General features: G+C 42.4%; 22 protein-coding genes and 1 tRNA gene. 8 read left to right on the top strand and 15 right to left on the bottom strand.

Annotated features, from left to right (window positions below):
• Positions 1–410 precede the first annotated feature (410 nt).
• Positions 411–2,654, top strand: coding sequence for an alkaline phosphatase PhoX (locus H6F42_RS12560; RefSeq protein ID WP_190399703.1), 2,244 nt, complete (start codon positions 411–413; stop codon positions 2,652–2,654).
• A 249-nt stretch (positions 2,655–2,903) separates the two neighbouring features.
• On the top strand, positions 2,904–5,789 hold the full coding sequence (locus H6F42_RS12555) for an esterase-like activity of phytase family protein (RefSeq protein ID WP_190399702.1): 2,886 nt from the start codon (positions 2,904–2,906) through the stop codon (positions 5,787–5,789).
• A gap of 209 nt (positions 5,790–5,998) precedes the next feature.
• Here the strand turns inward: H6F42_RS12555 and H6F42_RS12550 are convergent, their stop codons facing one another.
• The 7 genes from H6F42_RS12550 to H6F42_RS12520 all read right to left on the bottom strand — a co-directional run bounded on the left by H6F42_RS12550 (position 5,999) and on the right by H6F42_RS12520 (position 13,168).
• A complete protein-coding gene (locus H6F42_RS12550; protein WP_190399701.1) occupies positions 5,999–7,537 on the bottom strand; it encodes a response regulator in 1,539 nt (512 codons plus the stop codon).
• Positions 7,538–7,620: 83 nt separating this feature from the next.
• Complete coding sequence (locus tag H6F42_RS12545) at positions 7,621–7,995, bottom strand: response regulator (RefSeq protein WP_190399700.1); 375 nt, start codon at positions 7,993–7,995, stop codon at positions 7,621–7,623.
• 13 nt (positions 7,996–8,008) lie between these two features.
• On the bottom strand, positions 8,009–9,346 hold the full coding sequence (locus tag H6F42_RS12540) for an ATP-binding protein (RefSeq protein WP_190399699.1): 1,338 nt from the start codon (positions 9,344–9,346) through the stop codon (positions 8,009–8,011).
• Positions 9,347–9,407: 61 nt separating this feature from the next.
• On the bottom strand, positions 9,408–11,552 hold the full coding sequence (locus tag H6F42_RS12535; RefSeq protein ID WP_190399698.1) for a Tex family protein: 2,145 nt from the start codon (positions 11,550–11,552) through the stop codon (positions 9,408–9,410).
• A gap of 94 nt (positions 11,553–11,646) precedes the next feature.
• On the bottom strand, positions 11,647–12,186 hold the full coding sequence (locus H6F42_RS12530) for a DUF948 domain-containing protein (RefSeq protein ID WP_190399697.1): 540 nt from the start codon (positions 12,184–12,186) through the stop codon (positions 11,647–11,649).
• A gap of 255 nt (positions 12,187–12,441) precedes the next feature.
• Positions 12,442–12,801 (bottom strand): YtxH domain-containing protein, encoded by a 360-nt coding sequence (locus tag H6F42_RS12525; protein ID WP_190399696.1) that lies wholly within the window; start codon positions 12,799–12,801, stop codon positions 12,442–12,444.
• On the bottom strand, positions 12,782–13,168 hold the full coding sequence (locus H6F42_RS12520) for a hypothetical protein (protein ID WP_190399695.1): 387 nt from the start codon (positions 13,166–13,168) through the stop codon (positions 12,782–12,784). The genes H6F42_RS12525 and H6F42_RS12520 overlap by 20 nt, the downstream gene beginning before the upstream one ends.
• 494 nt (positions 13,169–13,662) lie before the next feature.
• On the opposite strand from H6F42_RS12520, the gene H6F42_RS12515 reads away from it, so the two are divergent.
• The 4 genes from H6F42_RS12515 (at position 13,663) to H6F42_RS12505 (ending at position 16,029) form a co-directional block, all read left to right on the top strand.
• Positions 13,663–14,385 (top strand): LuxR C-terminal-related transcriptional regulator, encoded by a 723-nt coding sequence (locus H6F42_RS12515; protein WP_190399694.1) that lies wholly within the window; start codon positions 13,663–13,665, stop codon positions 14,383–14,385.
• 332 nt (positions 14,386–14,717) lie between these two features.
• Positions 14,718–14,843, top strand: coding sequence for a hypothetical protein (locus H6F42_RS22130; RefSeq protein WP_277873859.1), 126 nt, complete (start codon positions 14,718–14,720; stop codon positions 14,841–14,843).
• 332 nt (positions 14,844–15,175) lie between these two features.
• Positions 15,176–15,445 (top strand): 30S ribosomal protein S15, encoded by a 270-nt coding sequence (gene rpsO, locus H6F42_RS12510; RefSeq protein WP_009628343.1) that lies wholly within the window; start codon positions 15,176–15,178, stop codon positions 15,443–15,445.
• Between the two features lie 68 nt (positions 15,446–15,513).
• The gene (locus H6F42_RS12505; protein WP_190399693.1) at positions 15,514–16,029 is read left to right on the top strand and encodes a photosystem II biosynthesis protein; all 516 of its coding nucleotides are present in this window, start codon (positions 15,514–15,516) and stop codon (positions 16,027–16,029) included.
• 109 nt (positions 16,030–16,138) lie between these two features.
• Here the strand turns inward: H6F42_RS12505 and H6F42_RS12500 are convergent, their stop codons facing one another.
• The 6 genes from H6F42_RS12500 to H6F42_RS12475 form a co-directional block, all read right to left on the bottom strand.
• Positions 16,139–16,795 (bottom strand): 4-vinyl reductase, encoded by a 657-nt coding sequence (locus H6F42_RS12500; protein WP_190399692.1) that lies wholly within the window; start codon positions 16,793–16,795, stop codon positions 16,139–16,141.
• Between the two features lie 10 nt (positions 16,796–16,805).
• On the bottom strand, positions 16,806–17,264 hold the full coding sequence (locus H6F42_RS12495; RefSeq protein WP_190399691.1) for a hypothetical protein: 459 nt from the start codon (positions 17,262–17,264) through the stop codon (positions 16,806–16,808).
• A 151-nt stretch (positions 17,265–17,415) separates the two neighbouring features.
• A complete protein-coding gene (locus H6F42_RS12490) occupies positions 17,416–17,694 on the bottom strand; it encodes a hypothetical protein (protein ID WP_190399690.1) in 279 nt (92 codons plus the stop codon).
• The gene (locus H6F42_RS12485) at positions 17,691–18,371 is read right to left on the bottom strand and encodes a V4R domain-containing protein (protein ID WP_190399689.1); all 681 of its coding nucleotides are present in this window, start codon (positions 18,369–18,371) and stop codon (positions 17,691–17,693) included. The genes H6F42_RS12490 and H6F42_RS12485 overlap by 4 nt, the downstream gene beginning before the upstream one ends.
• 123 nt (positions 18,372–18,494) lie before the next feature.
• Entirely contained in the window at positions 18,495–18,995 is a 501-nt protein-coding gene (locus H6F42_RS12480; RefSeq protein ID WP_190399688.1) for a 2Fe-2S iron-sulfur cluster-binding protein, read from the bottom strand.
• 175 nt (positions 18,996–19,170) lie between these two features.
• Entirely contained in the window at positions 19,171–20,250 is a 1,080-nt protein-coding gene (locus H6F42_RS12475; protein ID WP_190399687.1) for a hypothetical protein, read from the bottom strand.
• Between the two features lie 19 nt (positions 20,251–20,269).
• Here H6F42_RS12475 and H6F42_RS12470 point away from each other — a divergent pair, with 19 nt between their 5' ends.
• On the top strand, positions 20,270–21,196 hold the full coding sequence (locus H6F42_RS12470; RefSeq protein WP_190399686.1) for a LysR family transcriptional regulator: 927 nt from the start codon (positions 20,270–20,272) through the stop codon (positions 21,194–21,196).
• A 152-nt stretch (positions 21,197–21,348) separates the two neighbouring features.
• Positions 21,349–22,398, top strand: coding sequence for a histidinol-phosphate transaminase (hisC, locus tag H6F42_RS12465; protein WP_190399685.1), 1,050 nt, complete (start codon positions 21,349–21,351; stop codon positions 22,396–22,398).
• Positions 22,399–22,435: 37 nt separating this feature from the next.
• On the opposite strand, the gene H6F42_RS12460 is transcribed toward hisC, so the two are convergent.
• Together H6F42_RS12460 and H6F42_RS12455 are read right to left on the bottom strand one after the other, a co-directional pair.
• Positions 22,436–22,508 (bottom strand) — tRNA-Ala (locus H6F42_RS12460).
• Between the two features lie 61 nt (positions 22,509–22,569).
• A complete protein-coding gene (locus tag H6F42_RS12455; protein ID WP_190399684.1) occupies positions 22,570–23,088 on the bottom strand; it encodes a hypothetical protein in 519 nt (172 codons plus the stop codon).
• Between the last annotated feature and the right edge of the window lie 59 nt (positions 23,089–23,147).

Below are 23,147 nucleotides of genomic sequence, written 5' to 3'. Positions count from 1 at the left end.
TCTGTTAAACGCATTTTCTCTAAATATATAAAAGCTTTAAAACTACTGACAAACATCAATTTAATATACAAAATAAAAATATTTTAAAGACCATTAAAGATTTTCAAATATTATCTAATCTCAAATAAGTAATATTTACTACTAAATCCTATGAATAAGTAGCTTAGATTAGAATCCTTGCTGGGGAAAATATTTTAAAGGTTATCTTTAGTTTAAGAACTAGTTACCAATAAGTTAAAAAATGACTAAGCTTTGTTTTTGTTTAGGTTAAAAAAATAGATTTTAAAAATATCCGCGGTTCAATGTGTTTGAGCATACTTAGATATTGCTGAAAGCTATGGCAGACTTTAATGGATTTCATCGCGAAATATCTATTTATCTAGTTATCTAGACAGTTACTGCAAAAATTTATGGCAAGCCTCTCTTTCGATACAACTCAACCATCTCAAGTTAAGGGTTTACAAGGATATACCGTAGATCCTATTTTTACCGTTGGCGATAAAATTGGAACCTATGTTCCTCCAGGTATTCTTGATGGTATTGGTGCTTTCTCTCTCAATACCAATACTGTCCGTTTATATGTCAACCACGAATTGGCTCCAACTGTTGGTTACAAATACAGTCTTGCTAGCGGCGCTCAACTCACTGGCGCAAGAGTTAGCTATTTTGATGTTGACAAGCGCACATTTCAAATCGTTGATTCTGGACTTGCTTATAACAAGATCATCAACCGTGCTGGCAATCAAGTTAACAATTCCACTACTTATTCTGCTACCAACATTAACGGGTTTGATTCAGCAAGCGTTCCAACAAACAATTCCCTAAATGGACTCGCTCGTTTATGCTCAGCATCATTGTTTGAAGCAAATCAGTTTGGAAGCGGTATCGGTCTAGCTGATCGCATCTTTTTCACTGGTGAAGAGTCTACCGACGGTACTCAGTATGCATTAGACACCGCAACCAATACCTTGTATGCAGTGCCTTGGTTCGGACGTGCATCTTGGGAAAACGTCACCGAGATGAATACAGGTCGCGCTGATAAAGTTGCTTTCTTGATCGGTGATGACTCTAACAACGCACCTTTATACCTCTATGTTGGTGACAAGAAAGGTACTACATTCCTCGAACGTAACGGGCTAGCTCAAGGTAAGCTTTTTGTATGGGTTGCAGACGATCCAAATGCTTCTGATCCGATCGAACTTGATGCAAGTACTTTTAAAGGTAATAACACCTCGACAAACGGCAAGTTTGTTGAAATCCCTTACTACGATCCCCTCAAAGCCAACACTGCGGGTTATGACTTCCAAGGCTTTGCCACACAAGCTAAGCAAAATGAATTTGCAGCCGCAGTAAGTGCATTCAAGTTCTCTCGTCCAGAAGATATTTCCACCAATCCTAAAGATGGTACGCAAGCCGTTTTGGCTTCTACTGGTGTAAGCACTTTACCTGATGTATATGGAACAACTTACAAGATTGATGTAGATTTTGTTGATTTTACTACCAACAACTTCACCGCCAAGCTTGATATCTTATATGACGGAAATGTAGTTGGACCAACAGGTTTAGGTCTGCGTAGCCCTGACAACCTTGATTGGGCTGATGATGGCAAAATCTACATCCAAGAAGATCGCGCAATTACAGCCGCTCTATTTGGTGGCAGCGCAACCAATAAGCAAGAAACCTCGATCTTCTCAATCGATCCTGCAAATGCTAATCCTTCCTCAACTCTAACCCGCATTGCTCAGATTGATCGCTTGGCACTTCCTGCCACTCAAACTGATTCAGCAGCAGGAGATTTAGGTAACTGGGAAACCTCAGGTATTTTAGATGTTTCCAATTTGTTTGGAGCTAAAGCTGGTGAAGTCCTTGTATTTGATGTACAAGCAGGTGGGCTTCAAAATGGAACTATCATCAGTGCTTCTGGAAGCCTTGATACTGACGGTAATGGCACTGTCACAGCCAATGACAACCTCGTTCGTGGTGGTCAGCTATCCTTCCTGATTGCTCCTACCGCTAAACTCGTTCAAAATACATCTTTAGTAGCTGGTGCTTCTACTGGTGCAGACGATCTAAAAGCTGGAGTAACTACAGGCTTTGATGGCGTTAATGACATCGTCTTCACTGGTGCTGGTGATGACAAGATTGATAGCGTAATTGGTGGAGCCTTAGCTAGTGGCAACCGTGTTGATGCTGGTAGTGGCAAAGATACCATCGACATTGCTAACAACGATCGCGTATTTGGTGGTGAAGGCAACGACATCCTCGACGCATCCGATGCAAGCGGCTACCGTGCTTCTGGTGGTGCTGGCAATGATGACTTCTTCCTTGGTTCCAATGGTCGCGCATTGGGCGGCGAAGGCGACGATCGCTTCTTCGTTCAAGCTGGCGGTGCTAACTTGCTATCTGGTGGCGCTGGTGCTGACCAATTCTGGATTTTTGGCGCACAAAATCCTGCTAGTGTAAACACAATTGTGGACTTCGCAGTTGGTACTGATGTAATTGGTTTGATCGGTTCAGGTGCAACCTTCGCTCAATTGACCCGTACTGGCAGCACCATTGCGTTGAATGGCGTTACCCTTGCGACTTTGACTGGAGTTGATACAACTACCTTGACTGCTGCAAGCTTTGCCTTTTCTAATACTCAACCTGTTTAATGATTAGATAAACCTCCAAATGGAAGTTCCATTTGGAGGTTTTTTGTAGACTCATTTGCTAAGCGATCGTAATAAAAAACTAGCATGACAAACCATATCAGGAGCTATCTTTTGCATAGTTTTGAGAGGTTTGTCTTTTCGACTATTTAGCTTATATAAAGCTTTGGAAGCAAGTGAATTATTATTTTTCCGTCGAAGGTGGAAAGTAATAATTTATGAGAACTGATACCAAATAAGAGGACAATTTTAATGGCTACAATTACTGGAACTCCTAATGATGACAAGCTGTTTATCGCAGCAGGCGTTAGTGGTGACACCCTATTAGGATTAGCGGGTAATGATGACCTTGAGGCAGGCTTTGCCGCAGGGGATAATACTGTTTCTGGTGGTGATGGCAACGATAAGCTATTCGCTTTTAAGAACGACAAACTATTCGGCGATGCTGGTAACGATGAGCTATCAGCAACGGGTGGTCAAGGCGGCAATACCCTTTCAGGTGGCGAAGGCAACGATACAATTTTTGCTTCCTTCAATGACAGTGTCTTTGGGGATGCTGGGGATGACACAATTTTTGGCGGTCAAGGCGGCAACACGATCGCTGGTGGATCTGGAAAAGACATCTTCTGGATTGCTAAGGTAGATGTTCCGAATAATCCCAATACCATTAATGATTTCAATCAACTTCAGGACACTATTCGCGTAGATTTGGCGGGAGTTACCAAATTAAGTGATTTGGCGATCGCCCAGTCTGGCAACGACACCACCATTAGCTTTGGCGGTAAAACTTTAGCTATTCTCAAAAATACAGGTGCTGCAAGTCTTAGCGAGAACAATGTTGTTGTTGATCCTAATAGCCAAGCCACCAATGTGGGCAGCAATGTTACAAGCTATGATTTCAAAAACCTTCCTAAAATTGGAACCACTTCCAAGGGACAAGATTTATTTTTAGGTGGATTCTCAGGACTTTCTTTCCAAGGTACTAATGCCAAAAATGGCAATCTAAAATTTATTACACTCACCGATCGCGGACCTAATGGTGAGCCTACTGGACAAAATCGTCCATTCCTTTTACCTGAGTTTCAACCCCGCATTATTAGTTTTGAATTAAATCAGTCCACTGGTGAAATTACTATCACCAAGGAAACTGGGCTTTTCCGAGCCGATGGAACCACTAAACTAACTGGCTTGCCAAACCTACAGGCTGGAGCTAACGGCATTGCCTACACCGATGAAATTGGGGTCAATTTAGATGGTGGAGTTCTCCCAAATGACGTTTTTGGCATTGATTCCGAAGGAGTTGTTCTCGATCGCAATGGCAATTACTGGGTAGTAGATGAATATCGCCCTGCAATTTATCAATTTGATACCAATGGTAAATTGTTAGACCGCTTCATTCCTAAAGGAACTGCCACGGCTGCGGCTACCCTCACAGGCGGCTCGGACACTAATTCTTCAGTAGGTACTTTTGGCACAGAAGTATTGCCAGAAGTTTATGCCCAACGCCGTAGTAATCGCGGATTTGAAGCCGTTGCTCTCGAAGGCAACAAACTTTATGCTTTCATTCAGAGTGCGATCGACAACCCCGATAATGCTGGTGATACCACTTCCCGCAATTCTCGCAACTTGAGAATTTTGGAATTTGATATCAAGACCAAAACCGTTACGGGTGAGTATCTCTATCTGCTAGATGACATCAGTGGTAGCGGTAACGCCAAAACCGATAAGATTGGTGATGCCGTATCTTTGGGCAATGGCAAATTTGCGGTTGTAGAACGAGACGATCTTTCCACCACTGCTTCCAATAAATTGATTTACCAAATCGATTTAGCCTCTGCTACGAATATTAACAACAGTGCCAACTTTACTTTGCCATCAGGCAAAACCATTGAGCAACTTACACCCGATGAATTGACTGCCGCTAACATCAAGCCAGTCTCTAAAAACTTGATTGCTAATGCTGCAAAGTCAGGCTATACAGGCGTTGAGAAGCTAGAAGGTTTAGCGCTCATTGACAATAACACCCTAGCCCTGATCAATGACAATGATTTTAATGTTGCCGTAGGTTCGGCTGTGCCAAGCAAGTTGGGAATTTTAGAACTTTCTAACAATCTGCCCACAACTCTAAAATTTCAGAAGAATGATACGGATGTTTTTGATATATCTGGGGGGTCTAAGCCTAAGCCCACTCTTTCCTTCACCATTAAAGGCAAGTCTGCCAATCAGGTGAGCGAAATTGGGGTGTTTATCGTTGATGATGCTTTTGGCAATATCGATGGAACTGCTCCCAATCAGTCTGGCTATGCCGAGAAAGCTCTTGGACGCGCTAAGGTAATTGTTTCCGCGATCGCTAATAGTCCTAATGGATTTAGTCTTGATGGTTTACAGCGTTTGCTCGGTTTTAATAACAATGACAAACTCCGCTTTTATGCCATTAACGATAAAAGCACCACGACAGACTTAATTCTGAAAACCAAATCCTTTGAGAAGGTGACTTTCTCTACTACTTCTATTCTCAATTTTCAAGAGATTGGTACTGCCGAAACGACGATTAAATTCAATAATCTTGAAATTAATATCAAAGCTACTGATGACGACTTGCTTTTGGGTACTGGGTTGCAGGATCGACGCGAAGGTGAGGTTCTAGATTTGCGTAGTGTTGATACAACTCTGTTCTCCCAAGTGAAAGCTGATTTCACCCTCAATCGGGAAGCCGCTTTTAACAACTTTGTCGGTTTCTACAAGATTGAGAACGAAAAAGGTGATATCAAGAAGGCAGATGGCTCAATTGTGTCCGTGGGGCAGTCTGGATATACGCAAGCAGCCATAAGCAATCGGGTTGCGGGAATTGATTTGAGCGTTGGCGATCAGGCTATAGCTACTAGTTCAGGGATTTTTGCAGCAGGTTCCATCTTTGCGCCATTTATCATTATCAATAATCGTCCCGATGCCATTTTAGACAACAATCCTAATAACGATCCTGCGGTGTATTTCTCCTACCTAGGAGCAAATTCCGATGGCATTGACCATGTGCGGTTGCTCGGCAACAACACCTTTGGCTTCGAGGATCTACCTAGTGGTGGCGATTTTGACTATAACGACTTTATCGTTAAAGTAAATCTTACTCCAGTGAAGTAATCCCAAAGCCCACAATGGCTTACCATTGTGGGCTTTTCAAATCCTTACGGAGTATAGCAATGTAAGTTTTGCTTAGGACATAAAACCCAAAAAGCGAGTTGCGGCGCGAAGCGCCGCAACTCGCTTTTTGGGTTTTGGTTTGTACTAGCTAACTCTTGCTTTGCTATATGATTTTTAATTTACGAAAGTGCGACAACACTTTCGTGAATTTATCCAAGCTGGTAATCTCTAACTCGCTGTAAACGATTATGGATTCGGTTAGCTAACTCAATGCCGACAATTGGCTTACATAAATAGTCATCTGCACCCACCCCAAAGGCAAGATTTTGAGTATTAGCATCCGTCATCACACTTAGAAATAGAACTGGCAAACGTTTCCAATTTAGATCGTTTCTAAGAGATTGACAAATTTCTAACCCATTAATAGGAGGCATATTTACATCTAAAACTAGGATATCGGGGAGTACTGACTGTAATACTGTCCAAAATTCCTGTGAATCAGCTAGGGTGGTCACCTTAAATCCCCAAGGGTTGAGAAGTTCCGTAAGCGATCGCAAACAATCAACATCATCATCCACAATCATCACCTTAGGCTCAATTGCAGTTCGAGACTGCTTCAGCGAGAAAGTTGAGGTATCTGCAATTGAATTCGTAGGTAAGCTTTGGATGAAATTAGTACTTTGAATAGCCTGCTCTAAGGCAATCACCAATGGTTTTAAGGTTTCTAACTGTACTTTTTGGTCGGAGGCTTGACTGTTAAGCAGGTTTTCTAATTGGATCGCCAATTGCATAGCGCTCGTTAATCCCAAAGTTCCCAAAGTTCCCGCTAACTTATGAGCCGTTTGATGGGCTAGTTCTTGGAAATGAGGAGACAAGAATCCCGACTCCAATTTCTTGATCGCTTGAAATAATACCATCAACTGTTCCAAACTCTTCGGCTTAGTAGTGACCCAAAGCTGATTTAAGAATTCTAAATACTTTTCCTGTTGAGTGTTTGGAGTAATTGATTTTAGATTAAGGGAAGTAGCAGGAACAGTTGCCACGGGCTTTGATATTTCGGCATCCGTAGATTTATCTGGTACTTTCAGATAATATCCGCGTCCATGCACAGTAGCAATAAAATCTGAAGGAGCGCCTGCGGCTACTAACTTACGCCGCAATCCTCGGATATGGGAGCGCACAGTGGCTTCCGAAGGAAACTCATCCGAAGACCAGAGGCGATCGAGAATCTCTTCCACACTCAGCAAATGCTGACTGTCACGCAGTAAAATTTCTAATAATTCGTATTCTTTGTTAGTGAGGGTGAGAGGTAAATTATTGTAAGAAACTTCGGAAGTACTGGAATTTAAGTGTAAATTTCCCCAAACAATGATGGGAGAAGAAACTGCATTACTCCGTCTCAATAAGGCTCGAATTCGAGCGATTAATTCTGGTATATCAAAGGGCTTTACTACATAGTCATCCGCTCCTGCATCTAACCCCCGTACCTTTGTAGTACTAGAATTTTGGACTGTTAGCAAGAGAATGGGAGTGCTATAGTCTTCGGCTCGAAAGCGTTGACATAGGCTGATTCCATCTAACTTAGGCAAACCAATATCTAATATAATTAGGTCATAATCAAAGGTTGAACCATAACTCCATGCCATTTCCCCGTCTTTGACTACATCGACAATGTAGCGATTTTCAGCCAGAATTTTTGTTAAGACCGCAATTAAGACCTCATCATCTTCTACTAATAATAGTTTCATAGGATTTAAAAATGATATGTAGATTTGGGAAGGTTGTTAAGTTTCACTTTTGAAGATGTTAATGCTTAGAAATTTTGGGGGGCTTACCAATCAAGCATTTTTGTAATTAGATCAGGCAGATCAAGGGAATTAAACGGTTTCGTAATTACGCCACTCACCTGTAAATTATTAAACTGTCTCCTTTCTGAAGTCTGCGCCTTCGTAGTTAACAAGACAACAGGAATCTGGGCAGTTTGGGGATCAGCCTGAAGGGTCTTAAATGTAGCTATACCGTCCATGTCAGGCATCATCACATCTAGCAAGATAGCATCAAGTTTTTCAGCGCAAGCAGTTTGGATACCTTGCATTCCTGAACTAGCCACTAGTACTTCCCAGTCAACAACCATCTGAATCCCAAACTGCATAACTGTTTGAATGCTTTCATCATCATCAATAATCAAAATTCTCTTAATTGACATAATTTTAGTTTCCTCATAGGTTTAATAATGGCAGAGTAAACGAAAAAGTACTACCTTTGCCAAGGGTACTCTCCGCCCAAATTTTTCCCTCGTGCTGTTCAATGATCTGGCGACAGATGGTTAATCCCAGTCCTGTTCCACCTTTACGGCGGGAGTCAGAGGAGTCTACTTGCTGGAATCTTTCAAAAATAATTTCAAGTTTGTCCAATGGAATGCCCTGCCCTTCATCACAAACGGAAAATAGAACTTCAGAGTTCAGTCTCTTTTCCACCGTTATCCAGACCTTACTGTTAACTGAAGAGAATTTAATAGCATTACTGATTAAATTTGTGAGGGTCTGAACGATGTAGTCAGAATCAACTAGGATATGGATATCAACTGGCTCAGCTACTAAAATTACGCCATGATCCTGCGCCATTGGTTGCATTACTTCTATTGCCTGCATCATTAAAGTAGAGACATTCCAGATTTGCTTATCCATTTGGACTTCACCAGACTCGATGCGCTGCAAGTCAAGGACATTATTAACCAGACGCACTAAGCGCTCTGTATTATCGTCAGCGATTTCTAGGATTCGCTGTCCATCTTTTGAAAGGGTTCCTAATTTCCCTGTCGTTAAAATTTTTAACGCACTATGTATCGAAGTTAAAGGAGTTCGTAATTCATGGCTAACGACCGCTATAAATTCATCTTTTAGGCGTTCGATCGCTTGGCGATCGCAAATTTCCTGTTGAAGATGATGATTGACTTCCTGTAGTTCCACAGTGCGAACTTTGACAGCTTTTTCTAAATGATCTCGAAACTGCGCTTGCGATAGAGCTATACCAATTAGATCGGCAAGTTGTTGCATCAGTTCCATCTCAAAATCTAGCCATTTATAAGGGCGATCGCCATGATAGGCGATCAGCAATCCCCATAATTGGTTGAGAGAACTTGATTCATTTAAACCTTCTGGGCGAGCGCTAACGTCGGCGATCGCGCTAACTTCACCTCTGACATAAAGTTGGTGATATTCAGGGGGAAATAATTCCTCAGGAAATTCTAAACCCAGAATCTCTGGGGAATCGGGTAAAACAACTTCCGTAATCACCTGTCCTGTGCCATCAGGAAAAATTTGATAAATCAGCACCCGATCAGCCTGCAAAAGCTGCTGTACTTCAGTTACCGTTGCTCTTAAAATCTCCTTAAATTCTAACGACTGCCTAATTTTAAAAGTAATTTCAGTCAATAGCTTCAGCCACTGCCGTTGGCGAAATAGCTCAGCTTGTTCGTGATTTTGGAGGGTATGCTGAGCCTCTATGGTAGTTTGGTGCTTTTTTTTGCGAAATTTAGATTTCTTTTTTTTTAGCATAGGCGAATTTTACTCTTACACTGCTTTGCACTCAAGGAGGCGCACGCTCTCAAATTTAGTTTTACAATCGCATTGATAAACCAATCCGCTTTAGTGACTCATTCACCTCTAGAACTCGAACCTTTACCACCTGACCAACCTTAACAATCTGCTTAGGATCGCTAACAAATTGATTGGCTAATTGAGAAATATGAATTAACCCATCTTGATGAACGCCAATATCCACAAACGCCCCAAAATTTGCCACATTGGTAATAATTCCTTCCACTTCCATTCCCACTCGCAGGTCAGAGATTTTCTGGATAGCTTCGCTAAAGGTGGCATATTTGAACTCAGCACGCGGATCGCGTCCCGGTTTTTCTAGTTCCCGCAAGATATCTCTTAGGGTTGGCTCACCGATTTCACTAGTGACATATTTCTTGAGGTTGACGGTTTTGAGTTTGTCCGCAGCCTTAGCAATTTCTGCTAACGGCACATTCAAATCTTGGGCGATCGCCTCGACAATTTTGTAACTCTCAGGATGCACCGCCGTATTGTCTAAGGGATTAGCACCATCGCGTATCCGTAAAAAACCTGCCGCTTGTTCAAAGGCTTTTGCACCGAGTTTGGGGACTTTTAACAAATGACGGCGATCGCGAAAGGCTCCATTTTGATTGCGATAGGTAATGATGTTATTGGCAATACTAGCGCTGAGTCCTGAGACAAAGGTGAGTAGCTCCTTAGAAGCAGTGTTCAAGTCTACACCCACATAATTAACGCAACTTTCGACGGTTTCTTCTAGCTTCTTTTTTAAGAGCTTTTGATCGACATCATGCTGATATTGACCAACTCCAATGGATTTTGGATCGATTTTGACCAGTTCCGCAAGGGGATCTTGCAATCGTCGTCCGATGCTAACGGCTCCTCTCACGGTTAGATCTAAATCAGGAAATTCCGCGATCGCCACTTCACTCGCCGAGTAAATTGATGCTCCTGATTCATTGACCATGACTTTGATCGGCGCTTTGTCTAGCTTTTGGATTACTTCCATTACAAAGCTATCGGTTTCTCGACCTGCGGTTCCATTCCCGATCGCAATCAGTTGAATTTGATATTTCTCGATTAAAGTTCTTACGGTACGCGCAGCTTGCTCTCGCTGGGCGGCGGCTTGGTGAGGGAAGATAGTTTGATATTCAAGAAATTTACCTGTCTCGCTAATTACGGCGGTTTTGCATCCTGTCCGAAAACCGGGGTCGATCGCAAGGGTGGGTTTCATGCCTGCGGGCGAAGCAAGCAAGAGGTCTCTCAAATTAGTTTCAAAGGTTTTGATCGATTCTCCATCCGCCCATGCTTTCTTGTCAGCAATTACGGCTGCGATCGCTGAGGCTTTCATGAGGCGATTAAAGGCATCTTTGAGCATCTCTTGATAAAACTGCCTGATAGCGGGGCTTTTCGCCTTAATCTGTTGCGACTCTAAATAAGTTAAGAGATGATCTTCATCAAAGTCGAGACTGAGACTGAGAATTTTTTCGGCTTCACCCCGCAATAGAGCAAGAAGATTATGGGGAGCGATCGCCTTAACTTTGGCTTGATAATCGCGGTACATCTCAAATTTGGTTGTACCCACGGGATGGGTATCTTTGATTTTGGAAATAAATAGCCCTGAATGCATCAGGTAGTCACGAATATAAGCACGATACTCGGCTTTTTCGGCTACTTCTTCCGCAAGAATATCCGATGCTCCTTTGAGAGCTTCTTCGATAGTCTTTACCTGCTCTGATAAATATTTGGCAGCTTCTTGCTCAAGGGATACGGTGTTGATATTGGGGCGGTTACAAGCTTTGATTGCTTCGGCGAGGGGTTCGAGTCCTTTCTCCCTAGCGATCGCGGCTCTAGTGCGCCGCTTGGGGCGATAGGGCAGATACAAATCTTCAAGCTCAGTCTTTTGGAGACAGGCTTCAATTTTAGCTTTGAGGGACTCAGTGAGTTTTCCTTGTTCAGCGATCGCTTGGATGATGGTGGCTTGGCGTTCCCTCAGTTCGGTTAAGTAGCTATGCCGATCTTGCAGTTCTCGTAACTGGATCTCGTTCATTTCCCCAGTGCGCTCTTTTCGATATCTCGCCACAAAGGGTACTGTTGCTCCTTCAGCTAATAGCTCTAGGGCATTTTTTACCTGTTCGGGGCGTAGCGATAGTTCTTGGGCGAGGATTTGTTCGAGATTTTGCATCGGTCGTTTTTAATTTGCGCGGATGTTTGGCTAAAGTGAAAAAAATGGCTATGCAATTTTTTCTGGGGATATAAGTGCCTAACGCACTCATTGTTTAATCTTCTGGATTTAAATCACCCATAAATCCCTCAGAACGGATGTCATCGGGCGTAATTAATCTTTCCTGCTTAGAATCCTCTTCTTCATCCTCCCTAAAGCTTTCCAAATCCCGAATCGATTGGTTATTGCCGCGGATTTTTTCTTGATAAATATCTGCGCGACTTTGCCGACGTGGACGACCTAGAGACTTTAGCCCTGCCTTAAACCCCGCAAAAGCACTTTTTGTGGCGATCGTGGCACTAGAAGCACTTTGCCTTACACCTTTAATCCCATCGTTAACCTGTTTAACCGCCTCGCCAGCGCTTTTGGCTCCTTGATTAAGCTCATCACTTAACTCACTTAACTCCAAACCTGTCATACGGATTGCCTCTAGGGTCGCTGGTAGCTCTCTGGTTAAAGTGTCGGCTAATCTGACCACACTATTTGCTGCCTTTGCCAATTCTTGGAAAGCAGGGATCGCCGTTAGCAAAAGAATCGTCAGGCAAACGACTACCAATAAAAACGATAATCCGAGCAGAAAGATGGCTTCTGACATAATTTCCTACATTTACTTACTCTCGTTGATCTGTATATTCCTTACCCAGTGCTACCAAATCACGAAAATGTGCTAACACTTTTGTGATTTAAAAACCAAATTCAGTAAGGTTTTTTAAATTAAGAAAGGGTGTAGCCATTTCTTAATTTGGTATGAGTGGTTAGTATGGTGGGGCAAAGCCCTGCAATACTAACCACTCACTCTATCATGTCTATTTTTTAGGAACGCATGATAAAGAAGTATCCATATAAATATCTAATCTTCGTCGCCATCAGCCAGTTCACTAATCTCCCTTGATGAGCCAGACGAATTATTCATAGACGTAGCTAATTCCTCTTGAATTTTGCGACTAGCATCCTGCCCAGTGGCGATCGCCTCCTGTAAACGGATCATCGCCTCATCAATAGTCCGTTGAGCCTGTTCAGCAAGGCGATCGGTTTGATATTGCACATTAGAGCCTAAGTCTTCAGCTAGTTTTGGTAAATCCTTGGCTGAGCGCCTCAAAGCTTGACGAGTTTCCTTACCAGTACGAGGTGCAAATAAAATACCGATCGCCGCACCAATAGTTGTACCGACAATTAACCCACCGAAAAATTTACCTGCGCCGTTTGACATTATGTTTGCTCCCTGACGATCTGATGCCTGACGACTTGTTATTAACTGATTTAGTGGAACCTTGGCGAGACTGTTTCCAACGACTCCCTAAAAAGGATACACCACGCCCAAGCATAGACAATAATTTACGAATTTTTTCTAATTGCCCTTGCAATGCTTGATACTGCTGTCTTGTTGAGCCAACTCCCTCACGGGCTATTTCCAGCCCCGGAGACGAACCCCGTAGACCATTTTCACAGGATTCTGTCCAGCCATTTACGGTAATTATCGTAGCTTTGAGAGCATTCCGAACGTTCCAGATCTGCCATGAAGCCCATAACAACCCTGCACTCAATATTAAATGTATGGCGATCGCAATCCAAATCATTATTTTTTAATTAGGGTTAATAAGAAATCATAGAACTTTAAAGATTTGTAATTCATCAATCAAAAGTAACACAGACTGCATTTTTTATTGTCAAATTAGTATCTAACTTGCGCGTATAAATATTTTTACTTGCCTAGAAGGAGTATAACAATCGTCAGGAATATTTGAGCTAGCAAACCTGATAAGTTAAACCGCCCAACCAACCCTTGACCAGTACAAAAGCCTGTGAAATATGGGGCAGCGTGCGCCACAGGCTGGTGGGTTTTATATTTAATTAGTTTGGTGAGAGGACTTACCCTAAATACAGCAATGCCTTGATGATAAAAAAGTTTATAATCATATTTAGATTCTAACGATCTAAATTCATGATCTAAATTCATGAATTTAGCAGTGACAGAATATGTCATCTAAAATCGTGAATCTTAAAAAGGAACTCAAAATTTCTTAAACACGTCTCACAATATATAAATGAGTTATATTGGCAATTGATTGAGATGCACACAACAAAGTTGTCTAACAGTTCAGTGACCCTTCTACACCCACATCCTTATCTGATCGTCCACGCAGATGAGGGACAGCAAATGATTCCTCTTATCAATGCAGATTTCTGGACAATTGGCAGGGGCTACGATAATTCAATTGTACTCACCGATAAATGGGTGTCACGCTATCATGCCACCCTCCAAATTGTTGGGGCTTCTAAAAACGAGGGTTTTGAATCCTCAATTAGAGGGGATGCCAAGTCTCGTAATACTAATAATGAATCTGGTAGTTTTTACCTAGTAGATTTTGGCAGTCGCAATGGCTCCTTCATGCGGGGACAGAGAATTACTTTTCCTATTCTGCTGAAAAGTGGCGATCGCATGACCATTGGCAAGACTGATATCGACTTTTTCTCTCCTCATAAACGCGAGCCTCACCGCACACCTAGTGAGCATATGCGTCTTTTTCAACAGCCTACCGCTCCTGTTTCGCGAACAACCTTGACCCCTTCGGAAGAAAGAGTATTTTGGCAAGTAGTCCAAGGCTTTACCAACAAAGAAATTGGCAAGCGCTTACAAATTAGCCCTCGGACAGTACAGACTCATCTGAGCAGCATTATGACTAAACTAAATCTTGAAAATCGTTCACAGATCGTGCGCTATGCCTTTGAGCAGAGCTATCGTCCGAGTGGGGACAGTGCGCCTGCGGCTGATAATACTGACGCTAGCAATTAGTTTTTTTTTTAATCAAAAAGAGAGTGGCGACCCTTGCGTCGCCACTCTCTTTTTATAGAAAGGTGGCACTAATGCCGCCTTTCTCTTGGGGCTATGGCAATAAATAATTAAGAAAGATCCCACAAGTTACTTTCTTAATATTTACTTGGGACTAAAATATATGGGTCATGATTAAGTAGCTAGGCGCAATTAAATATAAAACACCCAAACCTGTGGCGCACGCGCAGCGTGCGCCACAGGTTTGGGGTCTGGGTTTTTAATTCTTAGCTACTTAAGGATCATGATTAGTTTGTAATTATTCAGCAACATAAAACACCTAGCCACATACAACCATGCTTGATCTCAGAATTCTTTTGCCAGCTTTTACCATCTTGTTTACCGTTAGCTGCTTATTTTTCGGCACTCGTAACGGTTTTTATGACACTGACAAATATCACGGTAATGGCTCTGCCCATTAAAAAATATGGTGGTGCTTTGCACCACCATATTTTTTATTTGGGTACAAAAATAAGTGACCAACATGTTAAGCTAGTCTGTCTGAAAGCTAATATTCTAAAAAACTAGCGATCGCGATATATCCTACTCAGAGACTACTGAGAAACGGAAACCGCCTATGCAGTCGATCTGTCGAGTTAGCAAATAAATTGCTCTCGATAAGTGGCGCAACCCCAAAGATGGGAATAACTAGGAATGCCCAATCGTGAGGTTGGGAACTCGCTCTCTAAACTCCTAAGTGCGTTGATTGTCGGGTTTAGTCACGTCCACCTCAAAACACGTTCAAGTTTTTATCATGGCACTTTTGCAAGAACGCAAGCTCGAAATTTTCTCCGAATACCAAAAACATCCTACCGATACTGGTTCATCTGATGTGCAGGTTGCATTACTCACCGAGCGCGTCAACCAGTTGACGACTCACCTCAAACTACATCCTAAGGATTTCTCTTCTCGTCGTAGTTTGCTCAAAATTATTGGTCAACGTAAGCGCTTGCTAGCTTATGTTCGCAACCAAGATCGCGCTCATTACAAGCAACTAATCCAAAGCTTGGGTGTAAGAGGCTAGTTTTTAAATAGTATTCGTGAAAAGCACGAGTACTATTACCACTTGTTTAGTGCTAGTGAAGAATAAAAGTGAGTAAACCACCTGAACGTATCCCTTTTGAGCCAAATAATCGTAGTAAAAAAGCAAAAGGCAAGGAAATTAAAAAAACACCTACTGCTCCTGTTACTACAAATATAAATAGCTCGAAAACAAACGTAACTACCAACCCAAGTACAAAATCAGCTCCTAAACGAAATGATCCGTTAGGTATCCCTGAGGAAGTTAATCGTCGCATTGTTCGGCGTGCGGCTTTGTTCTGTGGTGTTCCTACGGGAATGGGGATTACGACTTTTTTTGTGAGCTACTTTGTTGTCACTAAACATATATTTGAATTGCCAACCACAGCCGTTGTGCTAGTGAGTATGCTGTTTTTAGGTTTAGGCGTTGTAGGACTAAGCTATGGGGCTATCTCCGCTTCTTGGGATGAGGGACGGGTTGGCAGTTGGTGGGGCAGCGAAGAGTTTAAAAAGAACTTTGGCTATTTAACTGAAGCTTGGAAAGCTCAGAAAAAAGTAGTCAAGGAAGCTCAGAAATCTAAAAGTTAACACTATCAAATAAAAAAGCCTCACATAGCGAGGCTTTTTTATTCTTTGAAAGTCAACCGCATCAATAAAAAAGATGAGTGGCGGCGTTTTGCGCCGCCACTCATCTTTTTTATTTGAGTAATCTTTGCATGATAACGTCAGAGCTTAAGCCTTCATTCAGAAAGGACTCAACAATTTGCAATCTTTCGGGTAAGCCAATTACATAGGTATTGCAACTCGCTCCTAAAGATTCACAACTGATCTGTGCGGCTAAGAGTTCGCGTCCAGTGAGGCGCGTAAAAAATGAGGTCAAAATTCCTGATTCTAAATAGCCTGTGGGTTGATTATTGCCAGCGATTTTATGGATATAGGGCGAATTGTAGGTCTTGATCGAGATAAATCCTTGGGCTTGGTATTGTGGATCAAACTCAAGTCTTCCCCAACCATGAGTTTTCCAACATTCTTTGAGACTTTGAATGAAGGTGATCATATCCATCTCCGATAAAGACTGAGAATAGTATTCTTCGAGGGATTCGGTAAAGCGGGTATAAAAGTTTTTTCCCCACCATTTGCCACAGTTGAAAAGAACTAATCTTGATGCTTGTCCCGTCTCTTTAGTTAAGCCTGTATAAAGTGAGGAAATTAAAGTGTCTGGTATGGCTAACAGGCGATCGCCACGGCGGTTTTCTAGTAGACCAATTTCTAGATCTCCTTTGATGTAAGCAGTGTAGTCAAAAAAGTTAGCAGGGATACGATTTTCTTTTACGAGGTCAGCAACGGAAATCATAGTATTGTCTCTAGTAAATTAAGGTGACTTGAGCAGTAGTAATCAAAGGCTGGATTAGAGCAAGCTGGGAGGGACTAATCTGTTGACGCAACACTTGATTTAATAATTTATAGAGCGTTTCATTGAGCCGACGCATATCTCGCATCGACATGATTCCTTCCAGCCAATTAAGAAGCCTTTCTTTTAAAAAGTTTTCGTCATTTAGCAACATCGCCATCGAGCAGTAACGCAAAACCAAAATTAGGTTTTTAACTCCCGCTTCGAGTTCTTCATCCGTAACACTTGCCAACTCAGAAGCGACTTGATCGGCAACTGTTTGTAAAATGTCAATTTCGCGATCGCGAATGACCTTATAAAGTTTGAGACGTTCAGGCAAGGAAGTGACATAGCCTTCCATCTGACCAAGCTCATCTGTTGCCAGATAGCGATCTTGAGCTTGGTTAATTAATTCTTGAATCTTCGGAATCATAGTTCTTACAGTAGAGAATTATCGAGATATTATTTGTCTGGATAAAGCATCAAAAAAGGTTCAAAGTATTGATGAAAACTAATCTAAGACGGCTCTCAAGATCTGTTGGGGTTGCTTCAGCGCTTCTAACGTAGGAATAAGCAAAGAAAATCTAGAAGAACTTAGAAACATCATCAAGAAAATCTTCAAGAGTTTCTGAATTTTCATCAATACTAGGAGGAGAGCTGATTTTCTCTGAGGTAGCAGCAATGGCAGGAATTCCAGTCCAAGATATAGCGCGAAAATAGTCTTTTACTGGCATCAAAAAACTTAAAGTTGATACAACTTTGCCGTTACTATTGCTAGTGACTTGGGTGATTAGACGATTTTCCCAATTTACACTTTGCCAAAAAGTTTTTAATGGCTGTAAGCGCCAATCTGGACTACTCATTTTAGAAGTTCTCCATTGCGTAAACGACCTTCAATGTCACGGGTTGTTGCTCCTTCGTTAAGCCAAAAAGAAGCGGCATCAATCCGATTTTTACCACCTAGCAAGAACTTGCAATAATTTTCGCCCATGGAATAGCATTGAATTTCGATGCATTCTAGTTCTTTATTAACTAGATGCGTAAAAAAGCCTGAGAACAAACCTGCATATAAATGACAGACAGGCTTGCCCACATCCCCAAGGCTCCGTGCAACCGCCGAATCAAATACGCTGATAAACATAAAGCCCTGTTTGCGATCGCTCATGTCTACCTGCCAACGTCCCCAGCCTTGGGAGGTAAAGGGCCACCACCAAGTCTCTAGCAAGAAAGGCAAATTCGTTTGACGAATACTCCGACCGAAATCTTTCTCAAACCACTTGGTAAAGACTAGAGCATCCTGCTGACCCCATTCACAGCCAATAGAATACATTACTGCTGCTGAAGCTTCGCCTACTTCATCTTCTAATCCTTCTTGTAGTCCAATGATAAAGTCTTCACTGGTAAGGATGTTTCTGACTCCATTCCAGTCTTCAATTATCCCTTGCTCAAGATTCGGCAGAAAAAAGTCTTGCAGACTATAGTGGTTGTTTTTTCTTTTAGATTTGGTGGCGCTATTGGGGCGATCTACAGCAACAGTCATAAGTAAATACTCCTATCTAAAAAGTTATCGAAAATTGTCGAATCCAACGATAGTTATTAAGTGATGAGCTGATCGACTCTAGCTCTAGCATAAATAATTCATCAAGAATGTTGCATCTAGATGTTACTTCGGCTCAAAAATATCAGCTCTTTTGGTGTTTGCCAATTGTTCACCAACGCTAAAATTCGTATTTTCTAATTGACGAACTACCGATCGCGTAATTAATTGTCCGACTTCTACTAAGGTCTGACCTGTGATCGGACTAAGTAGAGGTTTTTCGCAGCGTCTTCCTATCAACGCTTCAATGTCTTGAATCGACTGGACATACATACCTACTGGTAATTCAACGACGATGCCTTCACCCATAACTTTGGCTTGGCAAGCAAGCCTAGAGTTGGGCTTGCAGGTTGTGATTACTTCTAAAGTACGCTGCTCGCGTTTGCCCATGGGACTAAGCGAAGACATGCCGTCTTGGATATAAACATGGCAAGTGGCACACATACCACGTCCACCACATTCTTTTAAAATATTTAGCTCATCCCCCATTAAGCCAGATAGTAATGCACCGTTTGTTGCTATATCTGCTGTCTGGGCTATAGGCTCAATTCTTACACGCTTAGCCATTATTTAGCTTGCCTCTGCGGTTGTTCCCCTTATTATTAAAGACCAGTCTAACCCATTTAAGGTGTATACGTAGAGTCCTTCCCGCCAAATTGCTTAGAATTGTTAAGCATAGTTAAGCATTATAAAGATTAAGGTAGCGCTTCGGGCTGCCTTGATGTGTCGCCTTGATTTGGGTTTATAGCAATATTTGTTTTTGGCGGCTATCTAGGCAGTCTTGCTCCAGCATTTGATCGAAATTGCGAATGACTTGTTTACAGCGTTTGATATAAGCCGTAACCCAAGTTTGAATTTGTTTTAGCTCTTCTGGATTACAGGCGATCGCTGGCTGTTTTGGGTAGGAAATTTTACCATTGCGATCAACTTCAAACTCACTTAGCCACACAGACTCTGGGCGGCTAGATTTCCAATAATTAGTGACTACGACTTTGCCAAGGTATTGAGTTGTAAAGAGGCTGAGCTTATTGAGTGCGTCTAAAAGTTCATCTAACTTATACTCTTGTGTGTCAGTTTTCGTTGATACTTGCTTAGTAGGACTAGTGTTGACCTGCTGCTGATTGCTATTGGTAGTTGTTGACTTAGGTATGGAAGGTAAGGGCGATGGTGCAGGAGGTGTTTGAGGCTTAATTGTGCTTGGATTGTTTACATTGGGTTGAGTTTGAACGCTGAAGCTTGGGCTTTTACTAGAACTTGCATTGCTTTGCTGATTGTTTAAATTTCTTAGTTCATCTGGTTTTTGGCTACGAGATGATGGGGTATCAGTTTTTAGATTGGAGTTAGAAACTGGAGTCGCAAAGTTATGTACAGTGGGCTGTTCTGGTATTTTTGCTTGATCTGTTGCTTTGGCATTGTTGGCATTCCAATTTAAGCTAGGCAAAGAATGCTGGGTCACCGAGCCTAATAAGAGCTTAAAGTATGCGACTGTGTTGTATGTATCTGTTTCGATTAGATACTTGATTTTGGCGATCCCCCGTTTGTAGTCAACTGGCTCAAGATCGCTATCTGTAAGTACTAGTAGGACTAGTCCATGGGTCAGCTTGTAAATAAAGACAATATGCCCCGCAAAGTGAAACTCGAAGGATTCAAATCCTTCTGGTATATTTTCGACAACTTGCAGAACTCCTTGACCTAATGCTTGCTTTGTCCTGTCCAATACGGCATCTAGTCCGTAAAAATAGGGACGCATACGGCGATTTGTGAGGGCGATCCCCACAACTCCTGCTAAATTCAAAAAATCCTGAATAACCTCCCGACTCATCTTTTCTCACGCTGCTTCTATGATCGACATACCGTTCACCCTAGACCAATTACGCATTCTCAAGGCGATCGCTGCTGAAGGTAGCTTTAAACGCGCCGCCGATAGCCTTTATGTGTCACAACCCGCCGTTAGCTTGCAAGTACAGCATCTAGAGAGACAGCTAGATGTGCCTTTATTTGATCGCGGGGGGCGAAGAGCACAGTTGACGGAGGCAGGACAGTTACTACTTTCCTATGGTGATCGCATTTTAAGCCTTTGCCAAGAAACTTGTCGCGCCATTGATGATTTACAAAATCTTAATGGTGGGACTCTAATTATAGGTGCTAGCCAAACGACTGGAACCTATCTAATGCCACAAATGATTGGTTTATTTCGCAAGAAATACCCTGATGTCTCGGTGCAACTCCATGTCCATTCTACAAGGCGAACGGCTTGGAGTGTAGCCAATGGGCAAGTAGACTTGGCAATAATTGGCGGTGAAATTCCTGCGGATTTGCTGGATTCTTTAGAGATTACACCCTATGCTGAAGATGAGCTAGCGCTAATTCTACCAACTTCTCATGAATTAGCACAGGTTGGGGCTTTATCTATTGATGAGTTATACAAACTGCAATTTATTACGCTTGATTCGCAGTCTACGATTCGGAAGGCGATTGATCGGGTGTTGCTAGATAGTGGGGTCGATCCGCGCCAATTGGCGATCGCGATGGAGCTAAATTCAATTGAGGCGATTAAAAATGCGGTACAGGCTGGTTTAGGGGCTGCCTTTTTGTCGGTCACCGCGATCGAAAAGGAGTTGCAAATGGGAGCCTTACAGCAGGTTCGGATTGACGGGGTGGTCATCAAGCGGATGTTGTTACAAATTCGTAATCCTAATCGTTATCGCTCTAAGGCGACAGAAGCTTTTTGTAATGAGGTTTTGCCAGTTTTTCGAGATAAGCCTTAACCAAAGAGGGGGCTTCGCGCTCTCTTTGGTTTGAAAGCGATCGCGTTACAATAGTAGCCCGCATATATTCCAAGAAGCGAATCCTTTTGCTTCGCGGAATAATCAGCTTTTTGGAATATGCACTTTTTACTTTTTACTTTCTAACTGTCACCATGAGCTACTTCCGCCCCGCTATTGACGCAATGACTGGCTATGTTCCTGGGGAACAACCTAAGTCGGGTCTCAAAGTTATTAAACTCAATACTAACGAGAATCCCTACCCTCCATCGCCCAAAGCGATCGCGGCTTTGCAAAATATTGATGGTGATTCTTTGCGGCGTTATCCTGACCCTTTTGCCCATGAGTTTTGTCAAGCGGTAAGTGCTGTGGTCGGTGTGCCTACGGATTGGATAATTGTGGGCAATGGCAGTGATGATGTATTAAATATTTTGATTAGGGCTTGCGCGGAAAATGGCGATCGCAAAGTAGTTTACCCAATGCCCACCTATGTGCTTTACCGCACTCTTGCAGCAATGCAGCCATCAGAGACGGTAGAAATCCCCTATGGTGACAATTTTCAGTTGCCCATTGATGAACTTGTTGCCGCCAATGGTGCTGTAACTTTTATTGCTTCACCCAATAGTCCGTCAGGACATATCGTACCGCTTGATGATTTACGTCAATTGGCAAAAAGAGTTTCAGGTATTGTGGCGATCGATGAAGCTTATGTCGATTTTGCGGAATACTCGGCTTTGCCCTTGGTGCAAGAATTTGAAAATGTAATCGTATTACGCACTTTATCCAAGGGTTATTCTCTGGCAGGGCTGCGTCTAGGCTTTGGTATTGCAAATCCCAAGCTGCTATCAGGGCTATTTAAGGTTAAGGATAGCTATAACATTGATGCCGTAGCGATCGCTGTGGGGACTGCGGCGATGCGCGATCAAGAATACAAAACTGCCAATGCTGAAAAAGTCAAAATCTCACGGACTAAACTTACTTTAGATCTCAAAAATCTCGACTATAGCGTTCTAGAGTCACACGGTAATTTTGTGCTTGTCACTCCACCCAAAGGCAATGCTGAAGAGATCTATTTAAAGCTCAAAGATTCTGGCATTTTAGTCCGATATTTCAATCAAGCAGGACTCTCTGATAAGCTCCGCATTACAGTCGGTACTGACGAACAAAATCAAGCTCTAATTGATCAATTGTCGTTAATTGGTTAAGTGATTGTAAACGTAATTAACCGTTTGTCTATAAATATGGAGAATAGGAGGCTCGAACCCCTGACCTCTGCGGTGCGATCGCAGCACTCTACCAACTGAGCTAATTCCCCGATCTTAGGTTAACTATATTAGCATATCTGCTTGACAGAGATCCCCTCACGATCGCCTTGTTTATTTACTGACAGAGATAGGCGATCGCAACTCGCCACGCATTAAAAACTTAGTTATTTTCTGCTCATAGCCAGAACCATCGGGAAACTCAACCATGAGTACGGGCTGTTTAATCGTTTCCGAGGGAATTTGCAGCATATATACATAATCACCATTGTAAAACTCGAAATAACTGCCTTGATTCGGGTTATAGGTTTTAGCCGTAAGTTTCACCCCCGGAGTCCCATTTTTGTTCACACTGCGATAATGCTTTGGTTGTGAAGGCTCCTTAACGTCAGCGCAAATGTATAAGGAGTAGTCCTTTGTTTCCGCATAGGCAAGAATTCCACCTGTCCCCTCACAGGTTTTGTCATTAACTAACTCATTGGTTAACCCCGTAACTAAAGTTTCGGCTGTAGCTCGCCCTTCATATATACCAACACCCAAAAATAGCGAAGCTACTAACAATAAAGCGGTCAAAGGCTTTTGAGAAATAGGTTGCCCAATGAATTTAGAAATATCTGGATGAATTGCTCGCATCTCAAAACCTCACGATCTTGCTAATTGTTTCTGTACTTGCTGTAGCTACAGAGAGCCCC

The organism is Pseudanabaena sp. FACHB-1998 (assembly GCF_014696355.1).
GTDB lineage: Bacteria > Cyanobacteriota > Cyanobacteriia > Pseudanabaenales > Pseudanabaenaceae > Pseudanabaena.
The sequence above is the reverse complement of the archived record's forward strand: the minus strand, read 5'-3'. Positions and strand labels throughout refer to the sequence as shown.